A 25,396-nucleotide genomic window follows, 5' to 3' on the forward strand; every position below is an offset into this window, starting at 1 on the left:
GTCCAATTCTTCCTGGCGTATCGGCAGGCGGCAACGAGCAATTGGCGCAGCTGACGGTAATCAGCTGGAATGACACGGATATCCCTGCCCAGTCCGGCACCGGATGACGCCACCCGTCACGCCTGAACAGCGAGGACCAGCGGAAACACGCCGCCCGCCCCGGCCTGCCGCAGAAGCCGGGCCGCCACGGCCAGGGTCCAGCCGGTGTCCGAGCGATCGTCCACGAGCAGGACGGGACCTTCCACCGCTGCCAGGGCCTCGGCCAGCTCGGGACCCACGACGAGCCGCTCGTGCAGGGCCCGGACCCGCTGGGCGCTGTTGGTCTGGGAGATCCGGGCTCCATCGGCTCCCGGGGCGTAGCCGACACTGCCCAGCAGAGGCATGCGTCCGACCTCGGCGATGCGGTTGCCGAGTGACTCGATGAGCTGGGGCCTGCTGTGGGAGGCCACGGTGACCACACCCACCGGCCGGGGGACCGGGTTCACCGCACCGGCCGCCCAGCCCCCCGGGCCCCGCGCCCAGTCGGCCAGCACGGTCACCACGGCTTCGGCCACGTCGTCCGGCACCGGAGCGTCGGGCGACTGCGCGGCCAGCAGGGGGCGGAGCCTGTTGCCCCAGCCGATGTCGGAGAGGCGGCCCAGCGCCCTGCCGGTACCGGACAACTCGCCTGCCGGGATTCGCCCCTTGAGGTCGACCCCCACCGCGGCGAGACCGGTCGGCCACATCTTGCGGGGCTCCACCTCGACGCCGGGCCGGCCGAGCTCGCCCCGCGCGGTGTCCAGGGCGGTCGTGGAGACGGCCTCGTCGAAGCGGGCGCCGGCACAGTTGTCACAACGTCCGCAGGCCGCCGCCTCCTCGTCGTCCAACTGGCGGCGCAGGAACTCCATCCGGCAGCCGTCCGTCGTCGCGTAGTCGCGCATCGCCTGCTGCTCGGCCGCCCGTTGGCGCGCCACCCAGGCGTACCGCTCGGCGTCGTAGATCCAGGGCTCGCCCGTGGCGATCCATCCGCCCTTGACGCGGCGCACCGCGCCGTCGACGTCGAGCACCTTGAGCATGGTCTCCAGGCGAGTGCGGCGCAGGTCGACCAGGGGTTCCAGAGCGGGCAGCGAGAGCGGGCGCCCAGCCTGGGCGAGCGCGTCGATCGTGCGCCGCACCTGTTCCTCCGGAGGGAAGGCGACCGATGCGAAGTACTGCCAGATCGCCTCGTCCTCCTTGCCAGGAAGCAACAGGACCTCGGCGTGTTCGACGCCGCGGCCCGCACGGCCGACCTGCTGGTAGTACGCGATGGGGGAGGAGGGCGAGCCCAGGTGGACGACGAAGCCCAGGTCGGGCTTGTCGAATCCCATACCCAGCGCGGAGGTCGCCACCAGGGCCTTGACGCGGTTGGCCAGCAGATCGTCCTCCGCCTGCTGCCGGTCGGCGTTCTCGGTACGGCCGGTGTACGAGGCGACGGTGTGCCCGCACTGACGGAGATACGCGGTGACCTCCTCGGCCGCCGCGACCGTCAGGGTGTAGATGATCCCCGAACCGGGGAGCTCCTTGAGGTGGTCGCCGAGCCATGCCAGCCGGTGTGCGGCATTGGGCAGTTGCAGCACACCGAGACTCAGGCTCTCCCGGTCCAGCGGGCCGCGCAGGACGAGCGCGTCCGTCCCCGCGCCGGTGCCCAGCTGTTCCGCGACGTCCGCGGTCACACGGGCGTTCGCGGTGGCGGTGGTCGCGAGGACGGGCACGCCCGCGGGCAGATCGCCGAGCATGGTCCGCAGCCGCCGGTAGTCGGGCCGGAAGTCGTGGCCCCAGTCGGAGATGCAGTGCGCCTCGTCGACCACGAGCAGTCCGGTCGCGGCGGCGAGCCTGGGCAGGACCTCGTCCCGGAAATCCGGATTGTTGAGCCGCTCGGGGCTGACGAGCAGCACATCCACTTCACCGGCGGCCACCTCGGCCTGCACGGTGTCCCACTCCTCGGTGTTGGAGGAATTGATCGTCCGCGCACTGATCCCGGCCCGGGCCGCGGCCGCCACCTGGTTGCGCATCAGCGCCAGCAACGGGGAGACGATCACGGTGGGCCCGCCGCCCTGCGCGCGCAGCAGCGAGGTCGCGACGAAATACACCGCCGACTTTCCCCAGCCGGTCCGCTGGACGACCAGTGCTCTGCGCTTGTCGGCGACGAGCGCTTCGATGGCCCGCCACTGGTCCTCACGCAGCCGGGCAGTGCCGGAGGTGTCCCCGACGAGTCGTGCCAATACGGAATCGGCCGAAGCCCTGAGCTCTGCACGGTCTGCGTTGGTCATACCCCCATGCAACCCGATGGGTACGACAAACCGCGAACGACCGCGCGGTCCCTGTGGATAAGTTATCCACAGGGGGTCGCGGAAATTGTCCGCCCGGGGGACGGTCATCCCATGAACAAGCACCACGAATCCACCGGACCGTCCGACGAGCAGCAGATCACCTTGCGAGGGCCGGCCGAGCTGGCCGACGCCCTCCCGTATCTCATGGGGTTCCATCCGAACGACAGCGTGGTCATGGTCGCGCTGCACGGCGGGCGCGGCCGTTTCGGCGGGCGTCTGAGGCTCGGGATCCCGCAGTCCGCGCACGAGTGGCCTTCGGTTGCCGAGCAACTCGCCGAGTGCCTGATCAAGGGGAGCGAGCGGCGCGGCGGGCGACCCGATGCGATCGTGCTGTTCCTCTGCCAGGATCCGGCCGAAGGAGAAACGGGCAGCCAGACGATGGAGCGGCTTCGGCCCTTCGCCCAGCGGCTGCGAACCGCCTGTGGGGCGCTGGACGTGCCGGTGCTCGAAGCGCTCTGCATCTCCGGCGACCGGTTCTGGTCCTATGTCTGCCCCGACGCCCGCTGCTGCCCGGCCGAGGGCAATCCCCTGGCCATGCAGGGCACCTCGGTAATGGCGGCGGCAGCGGCGTACGCCGGCATCCAGGTACGGGGATCGCTGCGCGAGATGGAGTCCAGGSTCGCGCCCCAGCCGAGCGGGGCAGGCCGGGAGCAGCGACGGGCGCTGGATTCGGCCGGGTCCGCTCTGGTGCCCAAACTCCTCGACGAGGAGAGCCGCAAGGAGGTCGGAGGCGCGACCCTGGACCTTGCCCGGCGGCTCATGGAGCGCCTCGGGCAGGCCCCGGCAGCGTCGCCTTCGCTGTCCGACCTCAACGACGACCGGCTGATCAGCCATGAGGAGGCGGCGGCGGTCATCCTCGGGCTTCAGGACCGGGAGACCCGGGACAGGGCCGCGGAGTGGATGGAAGGCCCGGAGGCGCAGCCCGCGCTGAGGCTGTGGCGGGCACTGGCACGCCGGTGCGTCGCGCCGTACGAGGAGCATGCCGCGGCGCCGCTGACCCTGGCGGGCTGGGTCTCGTGGTCGACCGGTGACGAGCCGGCGGCGCGGGTGGCTCTTGGCCTCGCCCTGCGGCTGGATCCCGGATACACCTTTGCCCAGTTGCTCCACGAGGCATGCAACCAGGGCCTCGATCCGGAGACGCTGCGGCGCTGCCTGCGCGGTGAGCGCAGCACACGGACGCTGGGACGCGGCCGCGGCCGCGGCACGGGACGGGTCGCGGGGGCCCGTTCCGTGCGGGTCCAGGCTGCTGCCGCGCGGCGCCGGACGCGGCCGGGCTCCGCCCGTCCGGGGACGTCCGCCGGTCGGCGTCGGACCGGACAGCTGCGCAGCCAGGGCCGGCGAGGGACCAGGACCGGACGATGAGCGTGGTGCGGTGCCGGATTCCGGCACCGCACCACCGGATCGCCTGACGCCGTGACCGACGAAGAGGGTTGCGAAGGGAGTGTTTATCGTCAGGCAGACGACTATGATCACGGCATGCCGCCCTACGACCCGTCGACCTTCCCGCCCTTCGCTGTCACCGTCGACCTGGTCGTGCTCACGGTGCGTCGTCACGCGCTCTGTGCCCTGGTGGTACGCCGGGGTGAGACGCCGTTCCAGGGCAGATGGGCGTTGCCGGGCGGATTCGTCAGGGCGGACGAGGACCTCGGTGCCGCAGCGGCGCGTGAGCTCGTCGAGGAGACCGGGCTGTGCGCGCACGACCCGGCGGCCCCGGCGGTCGGCAATGGGGCCCACCTCGAACAGCTGGCCACGTACGGCGACCCCGCGCGCGATCCGCGTATGAGGGTCGTCAGTGTCGCGCATCTCGCGCTGGCCCCTGATCTGCCCGCTCCGCGGGCGGGCGGTGATGCGAACAGTGCGCGCTGGGCGCCCGTCGAGGACCTGCTCGGGCCGGAAGGGGGCTATGGCCGGGACGGGGAAAGTCAGGCTCCGCTGGCCTTCGACCATGCCCGCATCCTGGCCGACGGCGTGGAGCGGGCCCGCTCCAAGATCGAGTACTCCTCCCTGGCCACCGCGTTCTGCCCGCCCACGTTCACCGTCGGTGAGCTGCGCCGGGTCTACGAAGCGGTGTGGGGCGTGGTGCTCGATCCGAGGAACTTCCATCGCAAGGTGACGGGCACGCCCGGATTCCTGGTGCCCGCCGGTGGGACGACCACCAGGCAGGGCGGCCGTCCCGCTCAGCTGTTCAGGTCGGGTTCGGCCACGGTGCTGAACCCGCCGATGCTGCGGCCCGAGGTCTGACCGGGACGGGTTCGGCTTGCTGAGGCCCTGCGTAGGACCTCACGGTTCCCCGCAGGCGGAGCATGCAAAGCGCGCACCCAGGTAGAGCAGGCACCTAGGTAGAGCGGGCACAGGCGCCGCAGGGCGGGTCCGCCGGAACGCCATGGGCCCGACCTTGAGCGAAAAGTCGGATATGTCGGGTTATCGTGCTGCGGTACCTCTGCCGTCGAGCGGCCTCACCTCCTGCGAGAGAAGCGATGCTCCAGGCCATCGGACTCACCAGCGCCCGCCACCGCGGACTTCCGCCCGCCGTGGACGACCTCACGTTCGAAGCGGGATCCGGAAGCGTGACCGCACTGCTGGGCCCACCCGGATCGGGCAAGACCTCGGCTCTGCGCCTGATGCTCGAAATCGAGCCCGGGCGTGGCGTCACGTACTTCCGGGGCAGGCCGCTGCACCGTGTGGCTCATCCGGCCCGCGAGGTGGGCGTGCTGTTCGGAAACGTACCGGGGCACCCTGCCCGCACGGTCCGCGGGCAGCTCCGCATGCTCTGCGCCGCTGCGGGGGTACCCGCGTCCAGGGCCGACGATGTCCTGGACGCCGTCGGTCTCGTCGGGCTGGGGGACCATCGCATCGGCACGCTCTCCCTGGGCATGGACCGCAGGCTGGCCCTCGCCTCGGCACTGCTCGCCGACCCGCACACGCTGATCCTCGACGAACCCGCCGAAGGTCTGGGTGCGCGGGAGGCGGCCTGGCTGCACGGAATGCTCCGGTCCCATGCCGACCGGGGCGGAACGGTCCTCTACACCACGCGGGACCCCAAGGAAGCCGCGCGGTCGGCCGGCCATGTGGTGACCATCGACTCGGGGCGCCTCGTCGCCGATCAGGAAGCCGCGGACTTCTCCCGTACCCGGTTGCGCCCCCGCGTCGCGGTGCGCACCCCGCATGCTGCCCGCCTTGCCGCGATCGTCAGCCGGGAAGCCCGTGCCGCCCGGCGCTCCGTCGAAGTCGTCACCGAGGCGAGCAGCAGCCGGCTCTCCGTCTACGGCAGCAGCTGCGCGGAGATCGGGGACACGGCGTTCCGCCATGGACTTCCCGTTCATCAGCTCGCCGACGAGGTGGGCGACACCGGCCTCGCGTCCGGCCCTCGCGACAACGGCCTCCTGAGCGACGGTCTCGGTGCCAGCGGTTTCCTCGGCGACGGTCTCGGTGACAGCGGCCGTCTCGGTGACAGCGGTCTCAGTTGCAGCGGCCTCTCCGGCAACGGTCTCCGCGACAACGGTCTCGGTGGCAGCGGCCTCCCCGGTGACGGCGGCGTCGCTGTCGCGGATGCCCGACCTGCCACGGGCAACGACGCGGTCGCCACCGCTACCCGGCGCGCCACGGACGGCCCCCCTCCGGCCGCGATCTCGGCCGGGGCCCAGTTGCCGCCGCGGATCAGGCGGCGCCCGGCCCATGGCCCGCTGCGCCCGCTGCGCTATGAGCTGCGCCGCCTTTTCGGCGTCCGGACTACGACCCTGATCGTCGCCGTCACCCTCGTCGCCTCGGCCGTGCTGTCCGTCGTGCTCGCCCGTGACGGCCGTGCCCCGCTGCCGAACGTACTGGTCGCCTGGCCTTCGCTGTTGCCGCTGCCCCCCGCAGCGCTCGGTGCAGGGCTGCTCGGCGCCCTGTCCTTCGGTGACGAGTTCCGCTATCCCGCGCTCGCCGCCGGCCGCGGGACCGTGCCCCGCAGACTCGGGCTGCTGCTCGCCAAACTGGCTGTCTCGGCGGGTGTGGCGCTGTCGCTGGGGTTGCTCGTGGTGCTCGTCTCGGCCGCATCTCTCCGCCTCGTATACGGAGGGGACTTGGTGCAGGTGCCTTCGAATGTGATGTCGCTGGCCGTGAGTTGGTCGGGCCTGACGGTCGGCTGTGCCTGGGCCGGGTTGCTGGCCGCCGGAATCTTCCGCGTGACGGCGGCGGGCGTCGCCGCCGTACTCGCCGTCCCCGTGCTGATGGTTCCGCTCATCGAGGCGCTGCCCAAGGCGCCGACCGCCCGTTCGATGAGCGGACTTCCGGGCCGTCTCGGGGAACTGACCTGGCTGCAGTGGCCGCACGAGGCGGACCGGTGGGTGCTGGCCCTGGTGAAGGTCGTGGCGCACCCGGTGGGGACGGCGCTGACCCTGTCGTTGTCGGTCCTTGTCTGCGCGTATCTGTTCACGGGCCTTCGCGGCAGAGTGCGTTGGTGATCGGCGAAGGAGATTTGAACCTGACGAGAGCCACAACTCCATTGAAAATGCCCGTTTTATACCATTAAGGCGTCAATTGGGAGGCGGGTGCCGATCACCCTTTCGTGTGCTTTTCACCAAAGACCTCAAGGGGTGGCTGAGCCGCGCCGACAAAGGATGCGTGAGTACCCTTGCGCACACCATGATGACCGCCGCCCGCACCGCCGACACCGGCCTCGCCGGCCCGGGCGAACTCGACCGATACACCCACGCGGATGCGCCGGCCGGCGAGCGTGCCGCCGCGCGGTCCTGGGGGGACCCTGATTCCGAACTGGGCCGTGTGGGCCGGCGAGGATCGGCCAGCCGGGGCCGAGGCCTGCACGGCCAACTTGTTCAGCAGCTGGGTCAGATGATCGTTTCCGGTGACCTCGGTGCGGACCGGCCCCTGGTGCCGGAGGAGATCGGCCAGCGTTTCGAGGTCTCCCGCACCGTTGTCCGAGAATCTCTGCGCGTGCTGGAGGCGAAGGGCCTGGTCAGTGCCCGGCCCAATGTGGGCACCCGGGTACGGCCGGTCAGTGACTGGAATCTGCTCGACCCCGACATCATCGAATGGCGTGCGTTCGGCCCGCAGCGTGACGACCAGCGTCGCGAACTGGGCGAGCTGCGGTGGACGATCGAACCCCTCGCCGCCCGGCTGGCCGCCGGTCACAAGCGTGACGATCTTCAGCAGAGGCTCGGAGACATGGTCGAGATCATGGGGCACGCGCTCGGGCAGGGAGACGTGATCACCTGCGCCCGTGCCGATGCGGAGTTCCACTCCTTGCTCATCCAGGCCGCGGGCAACCGCATGCTGGAGCACCTCTCCGGCATCGTGTCGGCCGCACTCCAGGTCTCGGGCGGCCCGGTCACGGGCTGTGACCGACCCAATGAGGCATCGCTCGGCCACCACGCCCGCATCGTCGACGCTCTGGCGACCGGTGACGCGGCAGGTGCCGAAACGGCCATGCGGCAACTCCTCGTCGTCCAGGTGGAGCGAGTGGTGCCGGCGCCGCGCGAGCGCGAGCACTGACAGCGGCGCGGTCAGGGTGTACGGGCCATGTGTCGTCGGACCTTCGCGGTCCGGCGGCACAATTGTGGAGAGATGTCACCCCCTGGTCGCCTTCGTCGCAAATGAGGTGTGACTCGGGCCACGCGGATTGGGCGTAACACTCCTCGAAACAGCGCGATGACTTAAGAGGTGACCGCCGCGGAAGGAATACAGCAGCCGTTCAGTGCGCTGTGCAGTTCTGAGGCCTAGCCCGCGCCGTCGGTACATTTCCAGCCCGACGGTCGTCGGTACCAGCCCTCTCAGGGCAGGGCCGGAAGCCGTTTCCATCGTTCCGAGAGGTTGTTCGTGTCGGCCAGCACATCCCGTACGCTCCCGCCGGAGATCGCCGAGTCCGAATCTGTCATGGCGCTCATCGAGCGGGGAAAGGCTGATGGGCAGATCGCCGGCGATGACGTGCGTCGGGCCTTCGAGGCTGACCAGATTCCGCCAACCCAGTGGAAGAACGTTCTGCGCAGCCTCAACCAGATCCTCGAGGAAGAGGGTGTGACGCTGATGGTCAGTGCCGCGGAGCCGTCGAAGCGCGCCCGCAAGAGCAGCGTCGCAGCGAAGAGCCCGGTCAAGCGCACCGCCACCAAGACCGTCGCGGCCAAGACGACCGTGACGCGGACCGTCGCGGCCACCGCCGCCGCGTCGGCCGAGACCGTGGACGCGGTGGCCGATGACGCCGCTGCGGCCACCCCTGCGAAGAAGGCGGCAGCCAAGAAGACGGCTGCCAAGAAGACCGCCGTGAAGAAGACGGCGGCGAAGAAGACCGCCTCCAAGAAGGCCGGCAAGCAGGACGACGAGATCCTCGACGGCGACGACGCAGCCGAGGAAGTCAAGGCCGGCAAGGGCGAGGAAGAGGAGGGCGAGGGCGAGAACAAGGGCTTCGTCCTCTCCGACGACGACGAGGACGACGCGCCTGCGCAGCAGGTCGCCGTCGCCGGCGCCACGGCCGACCCGGTCAAGGACTACCTGAAGCAGATCGGCAAGGTCCCGCTCCTCAACGCCGAGCAGGAGGTCGAGCTCGCCAAGCGCATCGAGGCGGGCCTGTTCGCCGAGGACAAGCTGGCGAATTCCGACAAGCTCGCTCCCAAGCTCAAGCGCGAGCTGGAGATCATCGCCGAGGACGGCCGCCGCGCCAAGAACCACCTGCTGGAGGCCAACCTCCGTCTCGTGGTCTCGCTGGCGAAGCGTTACACCGGCCGCGGCATGCTCTTCCTGGACCTGATCCAGGAAGGCAACCTGGGTCTGATCCGTGCCGTCGAGAAGTTCGACTACACCAAGGGCTACAAGTTCTCCACATACGCCACCTGGTGGATCCGTCAGGCGATCACCCGCGCCATGGCGGACCAGGCCCGCACCATCCGTATTCCGGTGCACATGGTCGAGGTCATCAACAAGCTCGCGCGCGTGCAGCGTCAGATGCTCCAGGACCTGGGCCGTGAGCCCACCCCGGAGGAGCTGGCCAAGGAACTCGACATGACCCCCGAGAAGGTCATCGAGGTCCAGAAGTACGGCCGCGAGCCGATCTCCCTCCACACCCCGCTGGGTGAGGACGGGGACAGTGAGTTCGGTGACCTGATCGAGGACTCCGAGGCGGTCGTTCCGGCCGACGCGGTCAGCTTCACGCTTCTCCAGGAGCAGCTGCACTCGGTGCTCGACACGCTGTCCGAGCGTGAGGCGGGCGTGGTCTCCATGCGCTTCGGTCTCACCGACGGGCAGCCGAAGACGCTGGACGAGATCGGCAAGGTCTACGGCGTGACGCGTGAGCGCATCCGTCAGATCGAGTCCAAGACGATGTCCAAGCTGCGCCACCCGTCGCGTTCTCAGGTCCTGCGCGACTATCTCGACTAGGTCGCTCAGCCACGCGGTAGGCCGAGGGCCCGGATCCCCCAGGGGATCCGGGCCCTCGGTTCTGTGCGGGTGCGGGTCGCGGCCAGCCGGCCGGTTCTGTGCGGGTGCGGGTGCGGGTCGCGGCCGACGGAATGACTCTGGGTAGGCATGGTCCATCACAGAGTCAGGAGTACGCATGTCCCGTACCGTCGTCCGCACCATGACCGGGGCGCTCGCCCTCACTGCCGCAACGGCTGTGATACCCCTCGTCTCGCCCGCCCCGGCGGTCGCCGACAGCATCGTCATCGGCGGCCAGCCCGCTCACGTCAAGGACAGTCCGTGGGTGGTGGCGCTCTCCAGCCGTGACCGGTTCGGTGGTACCCGCGCCGGCCAGTTCTGCGGGGCCGTCGTGGTCGGGCCGAAGAAGGCACTGACGGCCGCGCACTGCCTGAGCCGGGAGGCGCTGGGTGTCGATGTCGGCCAGGTGCGGGATCTGCGGATCATCTCGGGCCGGGACGAGCTGAACGGCACCGACGGCAAGGAGATCGCGGTGAGCGGGACCTGGGTCAACCCCGGTTTCGACGCCACCACCAACAGCGGGGACGTCGCGGTACTCACCCTCGCCGAGGCGTTGCCCGAACAGAACGTGATCCCCATGGCCGGGGCCGGTGACTCCGCGTACGCCCCGGATACCGCCGCGGTGGTCTACGGCTGGGGCGATATGACCGGAAACGGTGACTACGCGTCGTCGCTCCGGTCGGCGAAGGTGACCGTGCTCCCGGACAGTTCGTGCGAGCAGGCCTACCCCGGAGGCCGTAACGGCACCTACGACGCCTCCGCGATGCTCTGCGCGGGCGAACCCCAGGGCGGCTACGACGCCTGCCAGGGAGACAGCGGAGGGCCTCTGGTGGCCCAGGGGAAGCTGGTCGGCCTCGTGTCCTGGGGGAACGGCTGCGGGCTCCCTGGCAGCCCGGGCGTCTACACGCGGATCTCCGCCGCCATCGAGTGGATGGAGGGGGCCGCCTGACCGGCGCGGGCTGAGCGGATGCGAGAACGGGCGACTCCCCGGGTGGGGAGCCGCCCGTCGGCCGGTGCGGGACCGGCCCCTGGCTCGTCGTGGATGCGAGGTGTCAGTGTTGTTCCTCTTCGGCGGCTTGGGCCTGCACGGCCGTCAGCCGGTCCGTCTCATCCTGTATTTCCGCGGCGATCTTCTTGAGTTCCGGCTCGAACTTGCGCCCGTGGTGGGCGCAGAAGAGCAGTTCACCGCCGCTGATCAGGACGACGCGCAGGTATGCCTGGGCGCCGCAACGGTCACAGCGGTCTGCTGCGGTCAGCGGGCTCGCGGGGGTCAGAACAGTAGTCACGTCGCCTCTTCTCTAGCTCGACGAGCTGTCGTACCAGGGTCAACATCCAACCAGGCCGAAAACGTTCCCGCTCGTGGCATTTCTTCGAAAGTTCTTCTCAGGATGGCTGTCTGTTGCCGGTTCGCGGCGAATGTGCCGTATTGCGTGGCGCTACGGTTTCGCGTTGCTTGTCTTGGTCGGTCCCACCGGCCGGCTTGCCGGTTTGTTCATGAGGACGTGCCCGGAGCCTAAATGGTTCATGCCTGGAAGGGAACGTGATGTGCACGTCACTCCAAGGAGGGATCGAACGTGTATGCGAGGCTGGACTAGTGTGAGCGTTCTCCGAGGGTGGCGTTACACCCGCTCTACCAGGCATCGGTACCCTCTCAGCGGCGACCGAAGCCGAGCCCGTTACCCACTGGGCCCCAAATGAAATTCAGCGAGGAGCGAACCGCGTGACCGCCGATACGTCCGTGCCGTCCACTGCGCTGCTGACCGGAGCAGACCGAGACGGTTCCAACTACACCGCGCGGCACCTGCTCGTACTCGAGGGGCTCGAAGCGGTTCGCAAGCGCCCCGGCATGTACATCGGGTCCACCGACAGCCGCGGTCTCATGCACTGCCTCTGGGAGATCATCGACAACTCCGTCGACGAGGCCCTGGGCGGTTACGGTGACCACATCGAGGTGATCCTGCACGAGGACGCCTCCGTCGAGGTCCGTGACAACGGCCGAGGCATTCCGGTCGACGTGGAGCCCAAGACGGGACTCTCCGGCGTCGAGGTCGTGATGACGAAGCTGCACGCGGGCGGAAAGTTCGGCGGCGGCTCCTACGCCGCCTCGGGCGGTCTGCACGGCGTGGGTGCCTCCGTCGTCAACGCGCTCTCCGCGCGGCTGGACGTCGAGGTCGACCGCAACGGCTCGACCCACTCGATCAGCTTCCGCCGTGGCGTTCCCGGCATCTTCACGGAGCAGGGGGCGGAGAGCCCGTTCGATCCCGCCAACGGGCTCCGCAAGACCAAGCGGATCCCGAAGGCCCGTACCGGCACCCGCACGAGGTACTGGGCCGACCGGCAGATCTTCCTGAAGGAAGCCAAGCTCAACCTGGACACGCTGTACCAGCGCGCACGTCAGACGGCGTTCCTGGTGCCGGGCCTCACGCTCGTCGTCCGCGACGAGCGGCGGATCGACGGCGCACCGGCCAGCGTGGAGACCTTCCACTACGACGGCGGCATCAGCGAATTCTGCGAGTACCTGGCCCAGGACAAGGCGGTCTGCGACGTACAGCGACTGACGGGGCAGGGCAGCTTCAAGGAGACCGTGCCGGTCCTGGACGAGCGGGGTCACATGATCCCGACGGAGGTCACCCGCGAACTCGGCGTGGACATCGCGCTGCGCTGGGGCACCGGCTACGACACCGTCGTCAAGTCCTTCGTCAACATCATCGCCACTCCCAAGGGCGGCACCCATGTGACCGGGTTCGAGCGCTCGGTGACCAAGACGGTCAACGAGGTGCTCCGGTCCGCGAAGATGCTGCGTGTCGCCGAGGACGACATCGTCAAGGACGACGCGCTGGAGGGCCTCACCGCCGTCGTGACCGTACGGCTGGCGGAGCCGCAGTTCGAGGGGCAGACCAAGGAGGTGCTGGGCACCTCCGCGGCCAACCGGATCGTCGCCAACGTCGTGGCCAAGGAGCTCAAGACGTTTCTGACCTCCACCAAGCGGGACGCGAAGGCCCAGGCCAGGGCGGTTCTGGAGAAGGCGGTGGCAGCCGCCCGCACCCGGATCGCCGCCCGCCAGCACAAGGACGCTCAGCGTCGCAAGACGGCGCTGGAGTCCTCCTCGCTGCCGGCGAAGCTCGCCGACTGCCGCAGTGACGACGTCGAGCGCAGCGAGCTGTTCATCGTGGAGGGCGACTCCGCGCTCGGCACCGCCAAGCTGGCGCGGAACAGCGAGTTCCAGGCGCTGCTGCCCATCCGAGGCAAGATCCTCAACGTTCAGAAGGCATCCGTCTCCGACATGCTGAAGAACGCTGAGTGCGGGGCGATCATCCAGGTCATAGGAGCGGGGTCCGGACGGACCTTCGACATCGACGCCGCCCGCTACGGCAAGATCGTGCTGCTGGTCGACGCCGATGTGGACGGGGCCCATATCCGCATCCTGCTGCTGACGCTGTTCCAGCGGTACATGCGTCCCATGGTCGAGGCGGGGCGGGTCTTCGCGGCGGTGCCCCCGCTGCACCGGATCGAGCTGGTCCAGCCGAAGAAGGGCCAGGACAAGTACATCTACACGTACTCGGACAACGAACTGCGCCAGCGCCTGCTCGAGCTCCAGCGGAAGAACGTCCGGTACAAGGACTCGATCCAGCGCTACAAGGGTCTGGGCGAGATGGACGCCGACCAACTGGCGGAGACGACGATGGACCCGCGCCACCGCACCCTGCGAAGGATCAACATCGGCGATCTGGAATCGTCGGAGAAGGTCTTCGACCTGCTGATGGGCAACGAAGTGGCGCCCCGCAAGGAGTTCATCACCAGCTCGGCAGCCACGCTGGACCGCTCGCGCATCGACGTCTGAGACCGCGACCTGCCCGGCATGCCGCCGGATCGAGCCGTTGTCTCCACCCACGGGTGGAGACAACGGCTCCACCCGTGATCCACCCCTCGGCCGATCTGCCGAGCGGTCCGTTTCCGTAGCGTCGGATTGTCAGCACTTTCCGCAACTCGGAGGCGCCCATGTCCGGGCTCGTCAACGTCCTGGTGATCGTCGCGGTCATCGCTCTCGTCGTGGTGCGCCAGTGCTCGGCGCAGCGGATCGCCGGCGACCGCCGCTGGTGGGTCCTGCCGGGAGTACTGCTGGTCATGGCCCTGCGCGAGCCCGGACTCGTGGATCCGCGACATGAGGCGCTGTCCGTCGTCGTCCTGTGCGCCGAGCTGGCCGTGGGCCTGGTCACCGGTGCCGGCTGGGCCTGGACCACCCGGCTGCGACGGGCCGAGGACGGGACCCTCTGGGGCAAGGGCACCAGGGCGACCGCGTACGTCTGGTGCGCGGGCCTGACGCTGCGAGCGGGCTTGTACGGGTTTGCCGCGGCCATGGGCATACATCAGGGCACGCCCGCCCTGATGACGGCTCTCGCGGTCACCTTGCTGGTGCGCGGCGGCATCCTGGCCCGCCGGGCCGCGGAGATACCGGAGCCCGGCCGTGGATCTGCCGAGGGCATGAGCTTCCGGCCTACGTGGAAGGACCGTGTGTGACAGCCGCTGCCTGGACGAGCTGGCCGTCGAAGGAGGCCCTCGCGCGTGAGACGCGTCCCCGGTCGCGGACCGTCATCAGCCGGTTGGTGCGGACGGTCGGGCTGATCACCCTCATGCTCTGGGGGACTTTCGCGGATGGGCCGTTCGGCCCGTGGGAGATCGTGGCCGGCGTCGTCGGGGTGGCAGGTTGCGCCGCGGTCGCCATCGCCTTCTTCCGCGCCAGCCTGCAGAACCGCCTGTGGCCGTCGCTCGCCCTGCTGTTCCTGCTGATGCTTGCGGCGTTCGGGGCGCAGCAGGCGGGGGCCGAGGTGCCGGCGACGGTGCTCTGGTGCGGCTGCGCCGTCACCGCGTTGGAGCGGCTTCCACTGCGCGCAGGTGTTCCGTCCACGGCGGTGGCGCTCATCGCGTATGCCGTGGTGAACACCGACGACTGGCTGACCACGGCCGTGACCACGGTCGGGCTCTGCCTCGCGGGGTACGTACTGCGGCTGGACGCCGAGGCCCGTGGAAGCGCGCAGCGCCTTCTGGCACAGGAGCGTGCCGCACGGGTGGCGGAGGCCGAGACGGCGGCCCTGGACGAGCGGTCCAGGATCGCCCGGGAGATCCATGACGTGCTCGCGCACAGCCTTTCCGCCCAGCTGGTGCACCTGGAGGCGGCCCGGCTGCTCATCGAGAGGGAGCCTGCCGGGGACTTCCGGGACGAGGTGCTGCGGCGGGTGGTCGCCGCTCGTTCCATGGCCCGTGAGGGGCTCGCGGAGACCCGCCAGGCGCTCTCTGCCCTGCGCGGGGAAGTGGCGCCCGTGGAGGAGTTCCTGCGGCAGCTGGTGGCGGCCGAGCCGGTCGAGGTCAGGGTGGTAGGTGAGCGGCGGACGCTGACCGCCGAGGCCTCGCAGACGGTCCGGCGCGTGGCGCAGGAGGCACTCACCAACGTGCGCAAGCACGCACCGGGGGCCGGCGTGCTGATCAGGCTGGAGTATCAGCCGGACGCCATTGCCCTGGACGTCAGTGATTCGGGTGGGGGCGGCGCCGGGGGAGAGCTCGCTGTCAGTGGCTCCGGCTACGGTCTGCTGGGGATGAGGGAACGGGCCGAACTGCTGGGCGGCAGTCTGGAGGCCGGTCCAGGCGAGGAGGGGTTCGTGGTGAGTCTGCGAGTGCCCGCGTGACCGCGCGGGTGGTGGTCGCCGACGATCAGTCGGTGGTGCGTGAGGGGATCGTCATGCTGCTGGGGCTGCTGCCCGGGATCGAGGTGGTCGGATCGGCGAAGGACGGGGAGGAAGCCGTCGCTCTGGTCGCCGAGCACGCCCCGGACGTTGTCCTGATGGATTTGCGGATGCCCCGCTGCGACGGGGTCGAGGCGACGCGCCGCATCCGCAAGGAATTCCCCGGCACACAGGTCGTGGTGCTGACGACCTTCGATGACGACGACTCGCTCTTCCCGGCGCTCCGGGCTGGGGCCCGTGGATACCTGACGAAGGACGCGGGGGGTGACGAGATCGTGCGGGCCGTCGAGGCCGTGCTCTCCGGGGAGGCGGGGCTCTCGCCCGCCATTCAGCGCCGTCTGCTGGAACAGGTCACGGAGGGCCCGCTGCCGCGGGCGGTGAACGATGTGCCGGAGCTGCCCGACGGGATGACGCCCCGTGAAGCCGAGGTGCTCGTGCTGATCGCCGACGGGATGTCCAACGCGGAGATCGCCCGGAGCCTCCACATTTCACAGGCCACCGTGAAGAGCCACATCAACAACCTGTTCGCCAAGGCCGGGCTCCGCGACCGGGCCCAGGCGGTCCGCTATGCGTACGTTCGAGGGATCGCACAGCCGCCCGGGACAACCTTCACCTGAAGAGGTGAAGTCCGGGGAATGATGTGCCCGGGATCTTCCCGATCTGCCCATTCTTGAGTACGCGGCCGAAGTGGTCCGTGGACAAGGGGAGTTGTTCGGTGGAGAAGGAAGCAGGGCGCGAAGCCGCAGGGATGCGGCTCGACGACCCGTGGTACGACGCGCTGGCCTCCGGATGGGGGGAGCTGGACGGCACGGGAAGCTTTGCGCCCGCTGCGGTGCCCGTCCCCGCCACACCCGGGCGCGGTCCCAGCGCGGCGGAGATCTACCTGGAGGTGCAGCACAGCGAGGCATTCCAGGAAGTGCGCCGCCGGTACCGGCGATTCGTCGTCCCCGCCACCCTCGCCTTCCTCGTCTGGTATCTCGCCTACGTCGTCACGGCGGTCACCGCACCCGGCCTGATGGCCCGTCCGGTGGCGGGCGCGGTCAACGTCGCCATGGTCGCGGGGCTCGGGCAGTTCCTCACCACGTTCCTGCTGACCGGGGCGTACGCACGGCATGCGCGGCTGCGCAGAGACCGGGCCGCGCTCGATCTGCGCTGGGACACCCAGGAGATGACGCGGGGGATCGGACGTTGAGCGGGAACCATCAGACCCTGGCGCTCCTGCTGTTCAGCGCCTTCATCGCCGTCACCCTCGGCATCACGACCTGGGTCAGCCGCAACCGGCAGGGATCGGCCGAGGAGTTCTACGCGGGCGGGCGGTTGTTCTCCCCCATGGAGAACGGTTTCGCCATCGCCGGCGACTACATGTCCGCCGCCTCATTCCTCGGTATTTCCGGGGTGATCGCCCTCTACGGCTACGACGGCATGCTCTACTCGGTCGGCTTCCTGGTCGCCTGGCTCGTCGTGCTGCTGCTCGTGGCGGAACTCGTCCGCAACTGCGGCCGGTTCACCCTCGCCGACGTGGTGGCGGCCCGCATGGCGGAGCGCCCGGTCCGGATCGCGGCGGGGACGTCGTCCGTCACCGTCTCCGTGCTCTACCTGGTGGCCCAGATGGTGGGGGCGGGCAGCCTTGTCGCACTGCTCCTCGGCGGGACGAGCGGCGCCGCGCGGTCCTGGACGGTCATCGGAGTCGGGGCACTGATGGTGGTCTACGTGTCGCTCGGCGGCATGCGCGCCACCACGTGGATCCAGATCGTCAAGGCCGTACTGCTGATGGCGGGCACCGTGGTGCTCACCGTGCTGGTCCTGGTGCACTTCCACGGAAACTTCAACGAGTTGCTCAACTCCGCCGCCGACCGCAGCGGTAACGGCAAGGATTTCCTCTCGCCCGGACTGCGTTATGGCGGAAGCTTGACGGCGCGCGTCGACTTCATCAGCCTGGGGCTGGCCCTGGTGCTCGGCACGGCGGGCCTCCCGCACATCCTGTCCCGCTTCTACACCGTGCCCACGGCCCGTGCGGCCCGGCGGTCCGTCGTCTGGTCCATCGGCCTCATCGGCAGCTTCTACCTGATGACGATCGTGCTCGGGTTCGGAGCGGCGGCTCTGGTCGGCTCCGCCGAGGTACGGGAGTCGAACCCCGCCGGGAACACGGCCGTTCCGCTCCTTGCCCTGGTCCTCGGCGGCGGTGAGGGTTCGACGGGGGGAACGATTCTGTTCGCGGTGGTCGCCGCCATCGCCTTCGCGACCATCCTCGCCGTCGTCGCCGGTATCACTCTCGCCTCGTCCGCGTCCGTCGCCCACGACCTCTACGCCTCGCTCAGGCGACCGGGGTCCCGCCAGTACAGCGAGGTCGCCGTGGCGCGCGTCGCAGCGGCCGGGATCGGGGTGGCCGCCATCGGGCTGGGGCTGCTCGCCCAGGATCTGAACGTGGCGTTCCTCGTGGGCCTGGCCTTCGCGGTCGCCGCATCGGCGAACCTGCCGGTACTGCTCTTCTCACTGTTCTGGCGGAAGTTCACCACGCGCGGGGCGGTCTGGTCGGTCTACGGCGGTCTGCTTCCCGCCGTGGCGCTCGTCCTGATCTCCCCGGTCGTCTCGGGCAGCCCCACCTCGCTGTTCCCCGGAGTGGACTTCCAGCTCTTCCCGTTGGAGAACCCCGGCCTCGTCTCCATCCCGCTGGGCTTCCTGGCCGGCTGGGTCGGCACGGTCACCTCGGCAGAGCCGCCCGACGAGGCCAAGCACGCGGAGACCGAGGTACGTGCGCTGACGGGAGCCGGCGCGGTGTGACCGGACGCATCCCGGGACCGGATCGGACCGGGACCGGATCGGACCGGGACCGGATCGGACCGGGACCGGATCGGACAGGGACCGGATCGCACCGGGCGGCGACCCGATTGGCCCGGCGGGGACCGGATCGGACGGGAACGGAACAGGGCTCGGGGCCTTCGGCGTCACCAGGTCGTGGCGAGCCACGCCGCTGCTGCGGCCAGCGCGATCAGCGCGGCGTTGAGACCGGTTTCCTTGGCCTCTCCCCGGGACAGGTGCAGGGCGCCTGCCAGCACCTGGAGCAGGAGCAGGCCGAGCGCCGCAGCCATCGCCAGGACCGGCGCGATGCCCGTGAGCGGCGGCAGCACCAGACCGGCCGCCCCAAGGATCTCGACGACGCCGATGACCCGGACCTGCCACATCGGAACCGTGTCCACCCAGCCCATCATGGGCGCCAGCCGCTCCTGGCTCTGGACGGCCTTCTTGCCACCCGCGTACAGATAGAAGGCCGCCAGGAGCCCGGCGACGATCCAGTAGGTGATTTCCATGGTGGTCCTCCGTCACGGTTACGATGCGTAAGTAAGCACATGATCGGTGACTGTCGGAACGCTTACAAAAGGCACACGGGTGTGCCTGGCGAACAGGGGGCGACGATGTCGAAGTACCGCCACAGCTGTCTCATCCGTGGTGACGGAGGCCGGGCGATCCGCGGCATCCTGGACCGTATCGGCGACAAATGGACCCTGCTGGTGGTCGCCACCCTCGACGGTGAACGCATGCGCTTCACCGAGCTCCAGCAGCGCATTCCCGGCATCTCGCAGCGCATGCTCACCCGCACGGTCCGGCACCTGGAGCGCGACGGCCTGGTGTCCCGCACGGTGTTCCCCGAGGTTCCGCCGCGGGTCGAGTACGAACTCACCGCGAGGGGACGCACCCTGATCGAGCCCGCCGTGAAGCTGGCCGAGTGGGCCGTCGACAACAACCCCGGCATCGAACAGAGCCAGACGACCTACGACTCCGAGCACCGCACGGCGTAGGGCTTCTCGTTCGGATCAGGCCTGATCCGAACGGAACAGCGGGGTGCGGCGGTCACCGGCCGCCGCCGGCCACCCACGCGTAGCGGTGTTCGGGGCGCCCGGTCTCCCCGTACCGCAGGGTCAGCCGGACGCGGCCCGAGCGTTCCAGGAGTTTCAGGTACCGCTGGGCCGTCTGCCGGCTCATCCCGGCGCTCTCCGCGATCTCCTGGGCGGAGAGCGGGCCGTCCGCGCCGCGCAGTGCCTGGCGGACGAGTTCGGCCGTCGTGGCCGAGTGCCCCTTGGGCAGATCGGGCTCGCCTGCCGCCCACAGGGCGCCGAAGAGCCGGTCCACCTCGCCCTGCTCGGCCTCGCCACCGCTTTCGAGGGAGCTGCGCAGCGCGGCATAGGCCTCCAGCTTCGTCCGCAGCCCCGCATACGTGAACGGCTTCACCAGATACTGCAGGGCGCCCTGGCGCATGGCTTCCTGCACGGTGGCGACATCGCGCGCCGCAGTCACCATGATCACGTCGGTGCGGTGACCGAGGCGGCGCAGTTCCCGCACCACGGCCAGGCCGGTGCGGTCGGGCATGTAATGGTCCAGCAGGATCAGATCGACCGGGCGTTCCCCGACCGCGGCAAGGGCGTCAGCGGCGCTGTGCGCCTGGGCCGCCACCCGGAAGCCGGGCACCTTCGAGACGTAGGCCGCATTGATCCGCGCGACACGGACGTCGTCGTCGACGACCAGGACCTCGATCACTGCGCCGCTCCCGCCTTGTCGGATTCCGTTTCGGTCATGGCCTCGGGAAGGACGACGGCGAATACGGCGCCGCCCTCGTCCGCCACGTCCACCGCCACGCTGCCGCCCTGCCGCTCGGCCAGTCGCCGCACCAGGGCGAGCCCGAGCCCGCGCTTGCCGTGCGCCGGAACCTCCTTGGTCGACCAGCCCTCGGTGAAGATCGTTTCGCGCTGTTCCGGCGGGACGCCGGGGCCGCTGTCGCGGACCCAGAGCATCACCGTACGGCCCTCGGCGTGCAGACCCACCTCGATCAGGGCACCGGCCGTTCCCGCGGCCGCGTCCAGCGCGTTGTCGACCAGGTTGCCGACGATCGTCACCAGCCCGCGCGGGTCGACGAGCCGGTCCGGAAGCAGGCTGTCGGGCGCCGTGCGCAGAGCCACGCCGCGCTCCGCGGCGACCGTGGCCTTGCCCACCAGCAGTGCGGCGAGGAGCGGGTCACGGACCTTCTCGGTGATCTGTTCCGCGGTGGCCCGGTGGACGCCGACCACCTCGGTGACGAACTCCCTCGCGTCCTCGTGCAGCTCCAGCTCCAGCAGGCCGAGGAGCGTGTGCAGGCGGTTGGCGTGCTCGTGGTCCTGGGCGCGCAGCGCGTCGATCAGCCCGCGGGTGGAGTCGAGCTCGCGGCCGAGGTGTTCGAGCTCGGTGCGGTCGCGGAGGGTGACGACGGCTCCTCCGTCGGCTGTCGGCATCCGGTTGGCGAGCAGCACCCTGCTGCCGCGGACGGTCAGCAGGTCCTCGCCGGACACGTCGCCGGCCAGCACATCGGCGGTCCGCCCGGTGCCGAACACCTCGGCCAGCGGACGGCCCGACGCTTCGGGGCCGACCCCGAGCAGCCGCTGCGCCTCGTCGTTCAGCAGCCGGACCCGACCGCCGCGGTCGAGTGCGACCACTCCTTCCCGGATGCCGTGCAGCATGGCCTCGCGCTCCGCCAGCAGCGCGGCGATGTCGGAGAAGGCGAGGTCATGGGTCTGCCGTTGCAGGCGCCGGGAGATCAGGTAGGCGGCGAGCGCACCCACGGCCAGGGCCCCGCCCGCGTAGGCGAGCAAGCCGGGGATCGCCGCGAGGAGCCGGGCCCGGACGCTGTCGTACGCGATCCCCACGGAGACCGCACCCGCGATGTTCCCGGACAAGTCGCGCAACGGCACCTTGCCCCGTGCCGAGCGCCCCAGGGTGCCGCTGTCGATCTCCATCACGTCCTGGCCCGCTAGCGCCTGGCCGGGATCGGTGGAGACGGTCCGCCCGATCCGGGACCGGTCGGGATGTGACCAGCGCACCCCGCGGCGGTCCATCACGACGACGTACTCGGCGCCCGTGGCCCGCCTGATCCGCTCCGCCGCGGTCTGCACGGCGCCGCCGGGCGTCGGGTCCGTGGCGAGCAGCGCCTCGGCGATCTGCGGCTGGGCGGCCGTGCTCTGCGCGATGGACAGGGCCCGGCGCATCGCCTGGTCGTCGAGTTGTGCGCTGAGGGGTGCCAGAAAGAGACCGGTGGCTAGTACGGTGACGCCGGTGGCGATGGCCAGCTGCATCAGCAGCACCTGCGAGAAGACCCGCTGGGGCCAGCCGAGCCGGCGCGGCCTCCTGGCCGTGGGCGGTGGGGCGCTCATCGTATGAACGGTAGAGGGCGTTCGGGCGCTTTCCGAAATTCGTCTCGATTCCCGTTCCACGCAATCGGCTTGCGCTTCTTGCGCTAATCTTGCGCACATGACGCGACGACTTGCTCAGGTGGCACAGAAGGTTGGAGTCAGCGAGGCCACGGTCAGCCGGGTGCTCAACGGCAAGCCGGGCGTTTCCGACGCCACGCGGCAGGCCGTCCTGTCCGCCCTGGACGTCCTCGGCTACGAGCGCCCGACCCAGCTGCGCGGCGAACGGGCCCGCCTGGTCGGGCTGGTCCTGCCCGAGCTGCAGAACCCGATCTTCCCGGCCTTCGCCGAGGTGGTCGGCGGTGCGCTCGCCCAGCAGGGCCTGACCCCGGTGCTGTGCACCCAGACCAAGGGCGGGGTCTCCGAGGCGGACTACGTCGAGCTGCTCCTTCAGCAGCAGGTGTCGGGCGTGGTCTTCGCCGGTGGCCTCTACGCCCAGGCGGACGCCCCGCACGACCACTACAAGGTGCTGGCCGACCGAAAGATCCCCGTCGTCCTGATCAACGCGGCCATCGCCCACCTCGGCTTTCCCTGTGTCTCCTGCGACGACTCCGTGGCCGTCGAGCAGGCATGGCGCCATCTGGTCTCGCTGGGTCACGAGCGCATCGGTCTGGTGCTCGGTCCCTCGGACCACATGCCCTCGCAGCGCAAGCTGACCGCTGCCCGGGCGCTCGCCGAGGCATCCGGCGCGGCCATCCCGGACGAGTGGGTGGCCAGGGCGATGTTCTCGCTGGAGGGCGGGCAGGCGGCCGCCATGCGGCTGCTGGAGCAGGGAGTCACCGGATTCATCTGCGCCAGCGACCCGCTCGCGCTGGGAGCGGTCCGGGCGGCCCGCCGCCGGGGCCTCTCGGTGCCCGAGGACGTCTCTGTCGTGGGCTACGACGACTCGGCGTTCATGAACTGCACCGAGCCGCCGCTCACCACCGTGCGTCAGCCGATCGAGGCCATGGGGCGGGCCGCCGTCGAACTGCTCTCGGTGCAGATCGGAGGCCGTAAGGTGCCGTCCGACGAGCTGCTCTTCGAGCCGGAACTGGTGGTGCGGGGCTCGACGGCCCAGCCCCCGCGCAGCGCTTCCCGCTGAGAGTCGAGAATTTACACAGCGGCCATCGTCTATTGCGAGACGGCTCCATGGCTCATGGGGAGCGGCTGGGGCGGCCGGGGGCCGGTGTACTGACCGCTGGGGCGCATGCGCAGCGGGCGCTCCCCGTACTCCTCCAGGGCGTGCGCGATCCAGCCCGCCGTGCGCGAGATCGCGAACACCGTCTCGCCCGCTTCCGAGGCCATGCCCGAGGAGACGGACAGGACGGCGAGCGCCAGATCGACATTGGCGTGCAGCGGTGTGTGCCGGGTGGTCGTGGCGACGACGTCACGGGCGGCAGCCAGAGCGGGCGCGGCCCGTGGCACCTCGGCGAGCAGCGCGAACAAGGTGCGGGCCCGGGGGTCCTCGCCGGCGTAGAGCCGGTGGCCGAGTCCCGGGATCCGGCGTCCGCTGCGCAGATGGTCCGCGACCACCGGGGCTGCCCCACCCCGCTCCAGGACCTCGGTCAGCATGCGGTGCGCCAGCCCGCTCGCGGCGCCGTGCAGAGGGCCCTCCAGCACCCCGAGCCCCGCGGAGACCACGGCGTACGGGTGGGCGCGGGCGGAGGCGGCGACCCGCGCCGCCAGGGTGGAGGCGGCCAGGTCGTGGTCGATCAGCAGCCCCAGAGCCGTGTCCAGCACGGCCAGTGACGCCTCGTCGTCTGGGCGGCCGGTGAGTTTCGGCCAGAGTTGACGGGCGAGACCGGGGGGCGAGGCCTCCGCCGGCGCCTCCTCCTCCCCGGCAACCGTCGGCAGCGCGGCCGCCAGGGTCGGGATCAGGCTCCGCGCGCCGCCGAGCACCGCCTCGCGCGACAGATCGAATCGGAGTGGATCGGCCGCCGCGGCCGCGACGACCGCCACCCGCAGCCGGTCGGTCGAGCCGCAGTGGGCGGGCAGTGCGCCGACCGCACGGCGGGCCGCGGCGAGCGTCTCGGCCGGCGCCGTGAAACGCATGCCGGGCCGCAGGTCCCCGGTCCACAGCCACTCCGCGACCTCCTCGTACGTATGACGCCGGGCCAGATCCGTGGCGTCCACGCCCCGGAAGAAGTACCGGTCGCTTCCGATGAGCGTGATGCCGGTGGGGAAGGACAGTGCGCCGGCCGTCGCGGTGGGTTCCCTGCGGCCCGTACGCCGTGCCAGGGCGTCGACCTCCGCCGCGTCGAAGGTGCTGCCGCGCCCGCCGGGGGCGCGGTTGCTGCTGAGCTGCCCCCGGCTCACGTACGCGTACACCGTCTCGGGCTTCACACCCAGGCGCTCGGCCGTCTCCCGCGTGGTGAGCCGCTGCGTCGATGGCTCGGTGAAGCCGGTCGCGCCCGATTGATCCGTCATGGTGCCCACCGTATCCATATTGATTCAATCAACATTGACAGATCTTCAGTCAAGCATGGACAGTCGAATCAATGCCAACCCCAACCGGAATGTCCATGGAGGAAGCAATGACGACCATCACCCCCACACCGCTCGACGTCCCCCGGGGCCTCGCCGGTGTCGTCGTCACGGATACCGCGCTCGGTGACGTCCGGGGCCGAGAGGGCTTCTACCACTACCGGGAGTACTCGGCGATCGAGCTGGCGCGGACCCGCAGCTTCGAGGACGTCTGGTACCTGATGACCGAGGGCGAGCTGCCAGGCCCCGCGGCCCGCGCCGACTTCGCCACCCGCACCGCAGCGCTGCGCAGGCTGCCCGCCGAGGTCCGCGACGCGCTGCCGGCCATAGCCCGCGCGGGCGCGGCGGCCGGCCCCCTCGCGGGGCTGCGCACGGCACTCTCCCTGCTCGGCGCCTCGGCCGGCTTCCGGCCCGTGTACGACATCGACGCGGACCGGCGCCGCGGCGACGCCCTGACCGCGTGCGCCGCCGTTCCCACCGTGCTGACCGCCCTGTACCGCCTCGGCCGCGGCCTCGAACCGGTGGAACCCCGCGACGACCTGCCTTACGCGGCCAACTACCTCTACATGCTGACCGGTTCCGTGCCGGACGCCGACCGGGTCAGGGCGGTGGAGCAGTACCTGATCTCCACCGTCGACCACGGTTTCAACGCCTCCACCTTCACCGGCCGGGTCGTGGCCTCCACCGGAGCGGACATCGCCGCCTGCCTGGTGGCCGCCGTCGGCGCCCTGTCCGGACCGCTGCACGGCGGTGCGCCCAGCCGCGCCCTCGACACCCTGGACGCCATCGGCACGCCCGACCGCATCGACGGCTGGATCCGCGAGCGGGTGCTGGCCGGTGACCGGATCATGGGCTTCGGGCACCCGGTCTACCGCACCGAGGACCCGCGTTCACGCATGCTGAGGTCCATCGCCCAGGGTTTCGGCGGCCCGCTCGTGGACTTCGCCGTAGAGGTGGAACGGCAGGTCGAGGCGATCCTCGCCGAGCTCAAGCCGGGGCGCGAACTGCACACCAACGTGGAGTTCTACGCCGGAGTGGTCATGGAGCTGTGCGGGCTGCCGCGCGAGATGTTCACCCCGACCTTCTGCTCGGCACGGGTCGTCGGCTGGAGCGCCAATATCCTGGAGCAGGCGGAGGACTCGAAGATCATCCGCCCGGCGGCCCGGTATGCCGGTCCGCCCCCGCCCCAGCCGGTCCCGGCYGTGTGACA

General features: G+C 70.3%; 21 protein-coding genes. 15 read left to right on the plus strand and 6 right to left on the minus strand.

Features of this window, described 5'->3' with window-relative positions; all coding sequences use genetic code 11:
* Window positions 1-116 precede the first annotated feature (116 nt).
* The gene (locus EAO72_RS36715; protein ID WP_148021335.1) at window positions 117-2,288 is read right to left on the minus strand and encodes a RecQ family ATP-dependent DNA helicase; all 2,172 of its coding nucleotides are present in this window, start codon (window positions 2,286-2,288) and stop codon (window positions 117-119) included.
* Window positions 2,289-2,399: 111 nt separating this feature from the next.
* Here EAO72_RS36715 and EAO72_RS36720 point away from each other — a divergent pair, with 111 nt between their 5' ends.
* The 6 genes from EAO72_RS36720 (at window position 2,400) to EAO72_RS36745 (ending at window position 10,722) form a co-directional block, all read left to right on the plus strand.
* Window positions 2,400-3,710, plus strand: coding sequence for a DUF4192 domain-containing protein (locus EAO72_RS36720; RefSeq protein ID WP_148021336.1), 1,311 nt, complete (start codon window positions 2,400-2,402; stop codon window positions 3,708-3,710).
* A 114-nt stretch (window positions 3,711-3,824) separates the two neighbouring features.
* Entirely contained in the window at window positions 3,825-4,589 is a 765-nt protein-coding gene (locus tag EAO72_RS36725; protein WP_148021337.1) for an NUDIX hydrolase, read from the plus strand.
* 236 nt (window positions 4,590-4,825) lie between these two features.
* The gene (locus EAO72_RS36730) at window positions 4,826-6,793 is read left to right on the plus strand and encodes an ATP-binding cassette domain-containing protein (protein WP_148021338.1); all 1,968 of its coding nucleotides are present in this window, start codon (window positions 4,826-4,828) and stop codon (window positions 6,791-6,793) included.
* Window positions 6,794-6,974: 181 nt separating this feature from the next.
* The gene (locus tag EAO72_RS36735; RefSeq protein WP_315986331.1) at window positions 6,975-7,841 is read left to right on the plus strand and encodes a FadR/GntR family transcriptional regulator; all 867 of its coding nucleotides are present in this window, start codon (window positions 6,975-6,977) and stop codon (window positions 7,839-7,841) included.
* A 324-nt stretch (window positions 7,842-8,165) separates the two neighbouring features.
* Window positions 8,166-9,716: an RNA polymerase sigma factor gene (locus EAO72_RS36740; RefSeq protein WP_148021340.1), complete on the plus strand. Its 1,551-nt coding sequence runs from the start codon at window positions 8,166-8,168 to the stop codon at window positions 9,714-9,716.
* 175 nt (window positions 9,717-9,891) lie between these two features.
* Entirely contained in the window at window positions 9,892-10,722 is an 831-nt protein-coding gene (locus tag EAO72_RS36745) for a S1 family peptidase (protein ID WP_148021341.1), read from the plus strand.
* A gap of 103 nt (window positions 10,723-10,825) precedes the next feature.
* Here the strand turns inward: EAO72_RS36745 and EAO72_RS36750 are convergent, their stop codons facing one another.
* The gene (locus EAO72_RS36750) at window positions 10,826-11,059 is read right to left on the minus strand and encodes a DUF7455 domain-containing protein (RefSeq protein WP_024489001.1); all 234 of its coding nucleotides are present in this window, start codon (window positions 11,057-11,059) and stop codon (window positions 10,826-10,828) included.
* A gap of 434 nt (window positions 11,060-11,493) precedes the next feature.
* Between EAO72_RS36750 and EAO72_RS36755 the strand changes: the two genes are divergently transcribed.
* From EAO72_RS36755 to EAO72_RS36780, 6 genes are all read left to right on the plus strand, one after another.
* The gene (locus EAO72_RS36755) at window positions 11,494-13,614 is read left to right on the plus strand and encodes a DNA gyrase/topoisomerase IV subunit B (RefSeq protein WP_148021342.1); all 2,121 of its coding nucleotides are present in this window, start codon (window positions 11,494-11,496) and stop codon (window positions 13,612-13,614) included.
* A gap of 158 nt (window positions 13,615-13,772) precedes the next feature.
* Window positions 13,773-14,291 carry a DUF1453 family protein gene (locus tag EAO72_RS36760; protein ID WP_148021343.1) on the plus strand — a complete coding sequence of 173 codons (519 nt, stop codon included), beginning with the start codon at window positions 13,773-13,775 and terminating at the stop codon, window positions 14,289-14,291.
* Window positions 14,288-15,454, plus strand: coding sequence for a sensor histidine kinase (locus EAO72_RS36765; RefSeq protein WP_148021344.1), 1,167 nt, complete (start codon window positions 14,288-14,290; stop codon window positions 15,452-15,454). The genes EAO72_RS36760 and EAO72_RS36765 overlap by 4 nt, the downstream gene beginning before the upstream one ends.
* Window positions 15,451-16,128, plus strand: coding sequence for a response regulator transcription factor (locus EAO72_RS36770; protein ID WP_148021345.1), 678 nt, complete (start codon window positions 15,451-15,453; stop codon window positions 16,126-16,128). Before EAO72_RS36765 ends, EAO72_RS36770 begins: the two co-directional genes overlap by 4 nt.
* Before the next feature lie 131 nt (window positions 16,129-16,259).
* The gene (locus EAO72_RS36775; protein ID WP_148022242.1) at window positions 16,260-16,703 is read left to right on the plus strand and encodes a DUF485 domain-containing protein; all 444 of its coding nucleotides are present in this window, start codon (window positions 16,260-16,262) and stop codon (window positions 16,701-16,703) included.
* Window positions 16,700-18,292 (plus strand): solute symporter family protein, encoded by a 1,593-nt coding sequence (locus EAO72_RS36780; protein ID WP_148021346.1) that lies wholly within the window; start codon window positions 16,700-16,702, stop codon window positions 18,290-18,292. The genes EAO72_RS36775 and EAO72_RS36780 overlap by 4 nt, the downstream gene beginning before the upstream one ends.
* A gap of 164 nt (window positions 18,293-18,456) precedes the next feature.
* Here EAO72_RS36780 and EAO72_RS36785 read toward each other — a convergent pair whose 3' ends face one another.
* The gene (locus tag EAO72_RS36785; protein WP_148021347.1) at window positions 18,457-18,819 is read right to left on the minus strand and encodes a DoxX family protein; all 363 of its coding nucleotides are present in this window, start codon (window positions 18,817-18,819) and stop codon (window positions 18,457-18,459) included.
* A gap of 105 nt (window positions 18,820-18,924) precedes the next feature.
* On the opposite strand from EAO72_RS36785, the gene EAO72_RS36790 reads away from it, so the two are divergent.
* Window positions 18,925-19,308, plus strand: coding sequence for a winged helix-turn-helix transcriptional regulator (locus tag EAO72_RS36790; protein ID WP_148021348.1), 384 nt, complete (start codon window positions 18,925-18,927; stop codon window positions 19,306-19,308).
* Between the two features lie 52 nt (window positions 19,309-19,360).
* Here the strand turns inward: EAO72_RS36790 and EAO72_RS36795 are convergent, their stop codons facing one another.
* Window positions 19,361-20,044 carry a DUF7342 family protein gene (locus tag EAO72_RS36795; RefSeq protein WP_148021349.1) on the minus strand — a complete coding sequence of 228 codons (684 nt, stop codon included), beginning with the start codon at window positions 20,042-20,044 and terminating at the stop codon, window positions 19,361-19,363.
* Window positions 20,041-21,687 carry a sensor histidine kinase gene (locus EAO72_RS36800; protein ID WP_148021350.1) on the minus strand — a complete coding sequence of 549 codons (1,647 nt, stop codon included), beginning with the start codon at window positions 21,685-21,687 and terminating at the stop codon, window positions 20,041-20,043. The genes EAO72_RS36795 and EAO72_RS36800 overlap by 4 nt, the downstream gene beginning before the upstream one ends.
* Before the next feature lie 97 nt (window positions 21,688-21,784).
* Here EAO72_RS36800 and EAO72_RS36805 point away from each other — a divergent pair, with 97 nt between their 5' ends.
* Entirely contained in the window at window positions 21,785-22,804 is a 1,020-nt protein-coding gene (locus EAO72_RS36805) for a LacI family DNA-binding transcriptional regulator (protein ID WP_148021351.1), read from the plus strand.
* A gap of 29 nt (window positions 22,805-22,833) precedes the next feature.
* Here EAO72_RS36805 and EAO72_RS36810 read toward each other — a convergent pair whose 3' ends face one another.
* Window positions 22,834-24,129 carry a citrate synthase gene (locus EAO72_RS36810; RefSeq protein WP_148021352.1) on the minus strand — a complete coding sequence of 432 codons (1,296 nt, stop codon included), beginning with the start codon at window positions 24,127-24,129 and terminating at the stop codon, window positions 22,834-22,836.
* A gap of 107 nt (window positions 24,130-24,236) precedes the next feature.
* Between EAO72_RS36810 and EAO72_RS36815 the strand changes: the two genes are divergently transcribed.
* On the plus strand, window positions 24,237-25,394 hold the full coding sequence (locus EAO72_RS36815; protein WP_148021353.1) for a citrate/2-methylcitrate synthase: 1,158 nt from the start codon (window positions 24,237-24,239) through the stop codon (window positions 25,392-25,394).
* The last annotated feature ends 2 nt before the right edge of the window (window positions 25,395-25,396 follow it).

It is taken from the genome of Streptomyces sp. OR43 (assembly GCF_008042275.1).
Classification (GTDB): domain Bacteria; phylum Actinomycetota; class Actinomycetes; order Streptomycetales; family Streptomycetaceae; genus Streptomyces.

Bases quoted from the DNA above. Each gene is read 5' to 3' on its own strand.
- EAO72_RS36730 (WP_148021338.1), top strand. From the start codon at position 4,826: ATGCTCCAGGCCATCGGACTCACCAGCGCCCGCCACCGCGGACTTCCG.
- EAO72_RS36760 (WP_148021343.1), top strand. From the start codon at position 13,773: ATGTCCGGGCTCGTCAACGTCCTGGTGATCGTCGCGGTCATCGCTCTC.
- EAO72_RS36790 (WP_148021348.1), top strand. From the start codon at position 18,925: ATGTCGAAGTACCGCCACAGCTGTCTCATCCGTGGTGACGGAGGCCGG.
- EAO72_RS36725 (WP_148021337.1), top strand. From the start codon at position 3,825: ATGCCGCCCTACGACCCGTCGACCTTCCCGCCCTTCGCTGTCACCGTC.
- EAO72_RS36800 (WP_148021350.1), bottom strand. From the start codon at position 21,687: ATGAGCGCCCCACCGCCCACGGCCAGGAGGCCGCGCCGGCTCGGCTGG.
- EAO72_RS36745 (WP_148021341.1), top strand. From the start codon at position 9,892: ATGTCCCGTACCGTCGTCCGCACCATGACCGGGGCGCTCGCCCTCACT.
- EAO72_RS36715 (WP_148021335.1), bottom strand. From the start codon at position 2,288: ATGACCAACGCAGACCGTGCAGAGCTCAGGGCTTCGGCCGATTCCGTA.
- EAO72_RS36775 (WP_148022242.1), top strand. From the start codon at position 16,260: ATGCGGCTCGACGACCCGTGGTACGACGCGCTGGCCTCCGGATGGGGG.
- EAO72_RS36785 (WP_148021347.1), bottom strand. From the start codon at position 18,819: ATGGAAATCACCTACTGGATCGTCGCCGGGCTCCTGGCGGCCTTCTAT.
- EAO72_RS36805 (WP_148021351.1), top strand. From the start codon at position 21,785: ATGACGCGACGACTTGCTCAGGTGGCACAGAAGGTTGGAGTCAGCGAG.
- EAO72_RS36810 (WP_148021352.1), bottom strand. From the start codon at position 24,129: ATGACGGATCAATCGGGCGCGACCGGCTTCACCGAGCCATCGACGCAG.
- EAO72_RS36735 (WP_315986331.1), top strand. From the start codon at position 6,975: ATGATGACCGCCGCCCGCACCGCCGACACCGGCCTCGCCGGCCCGGGC.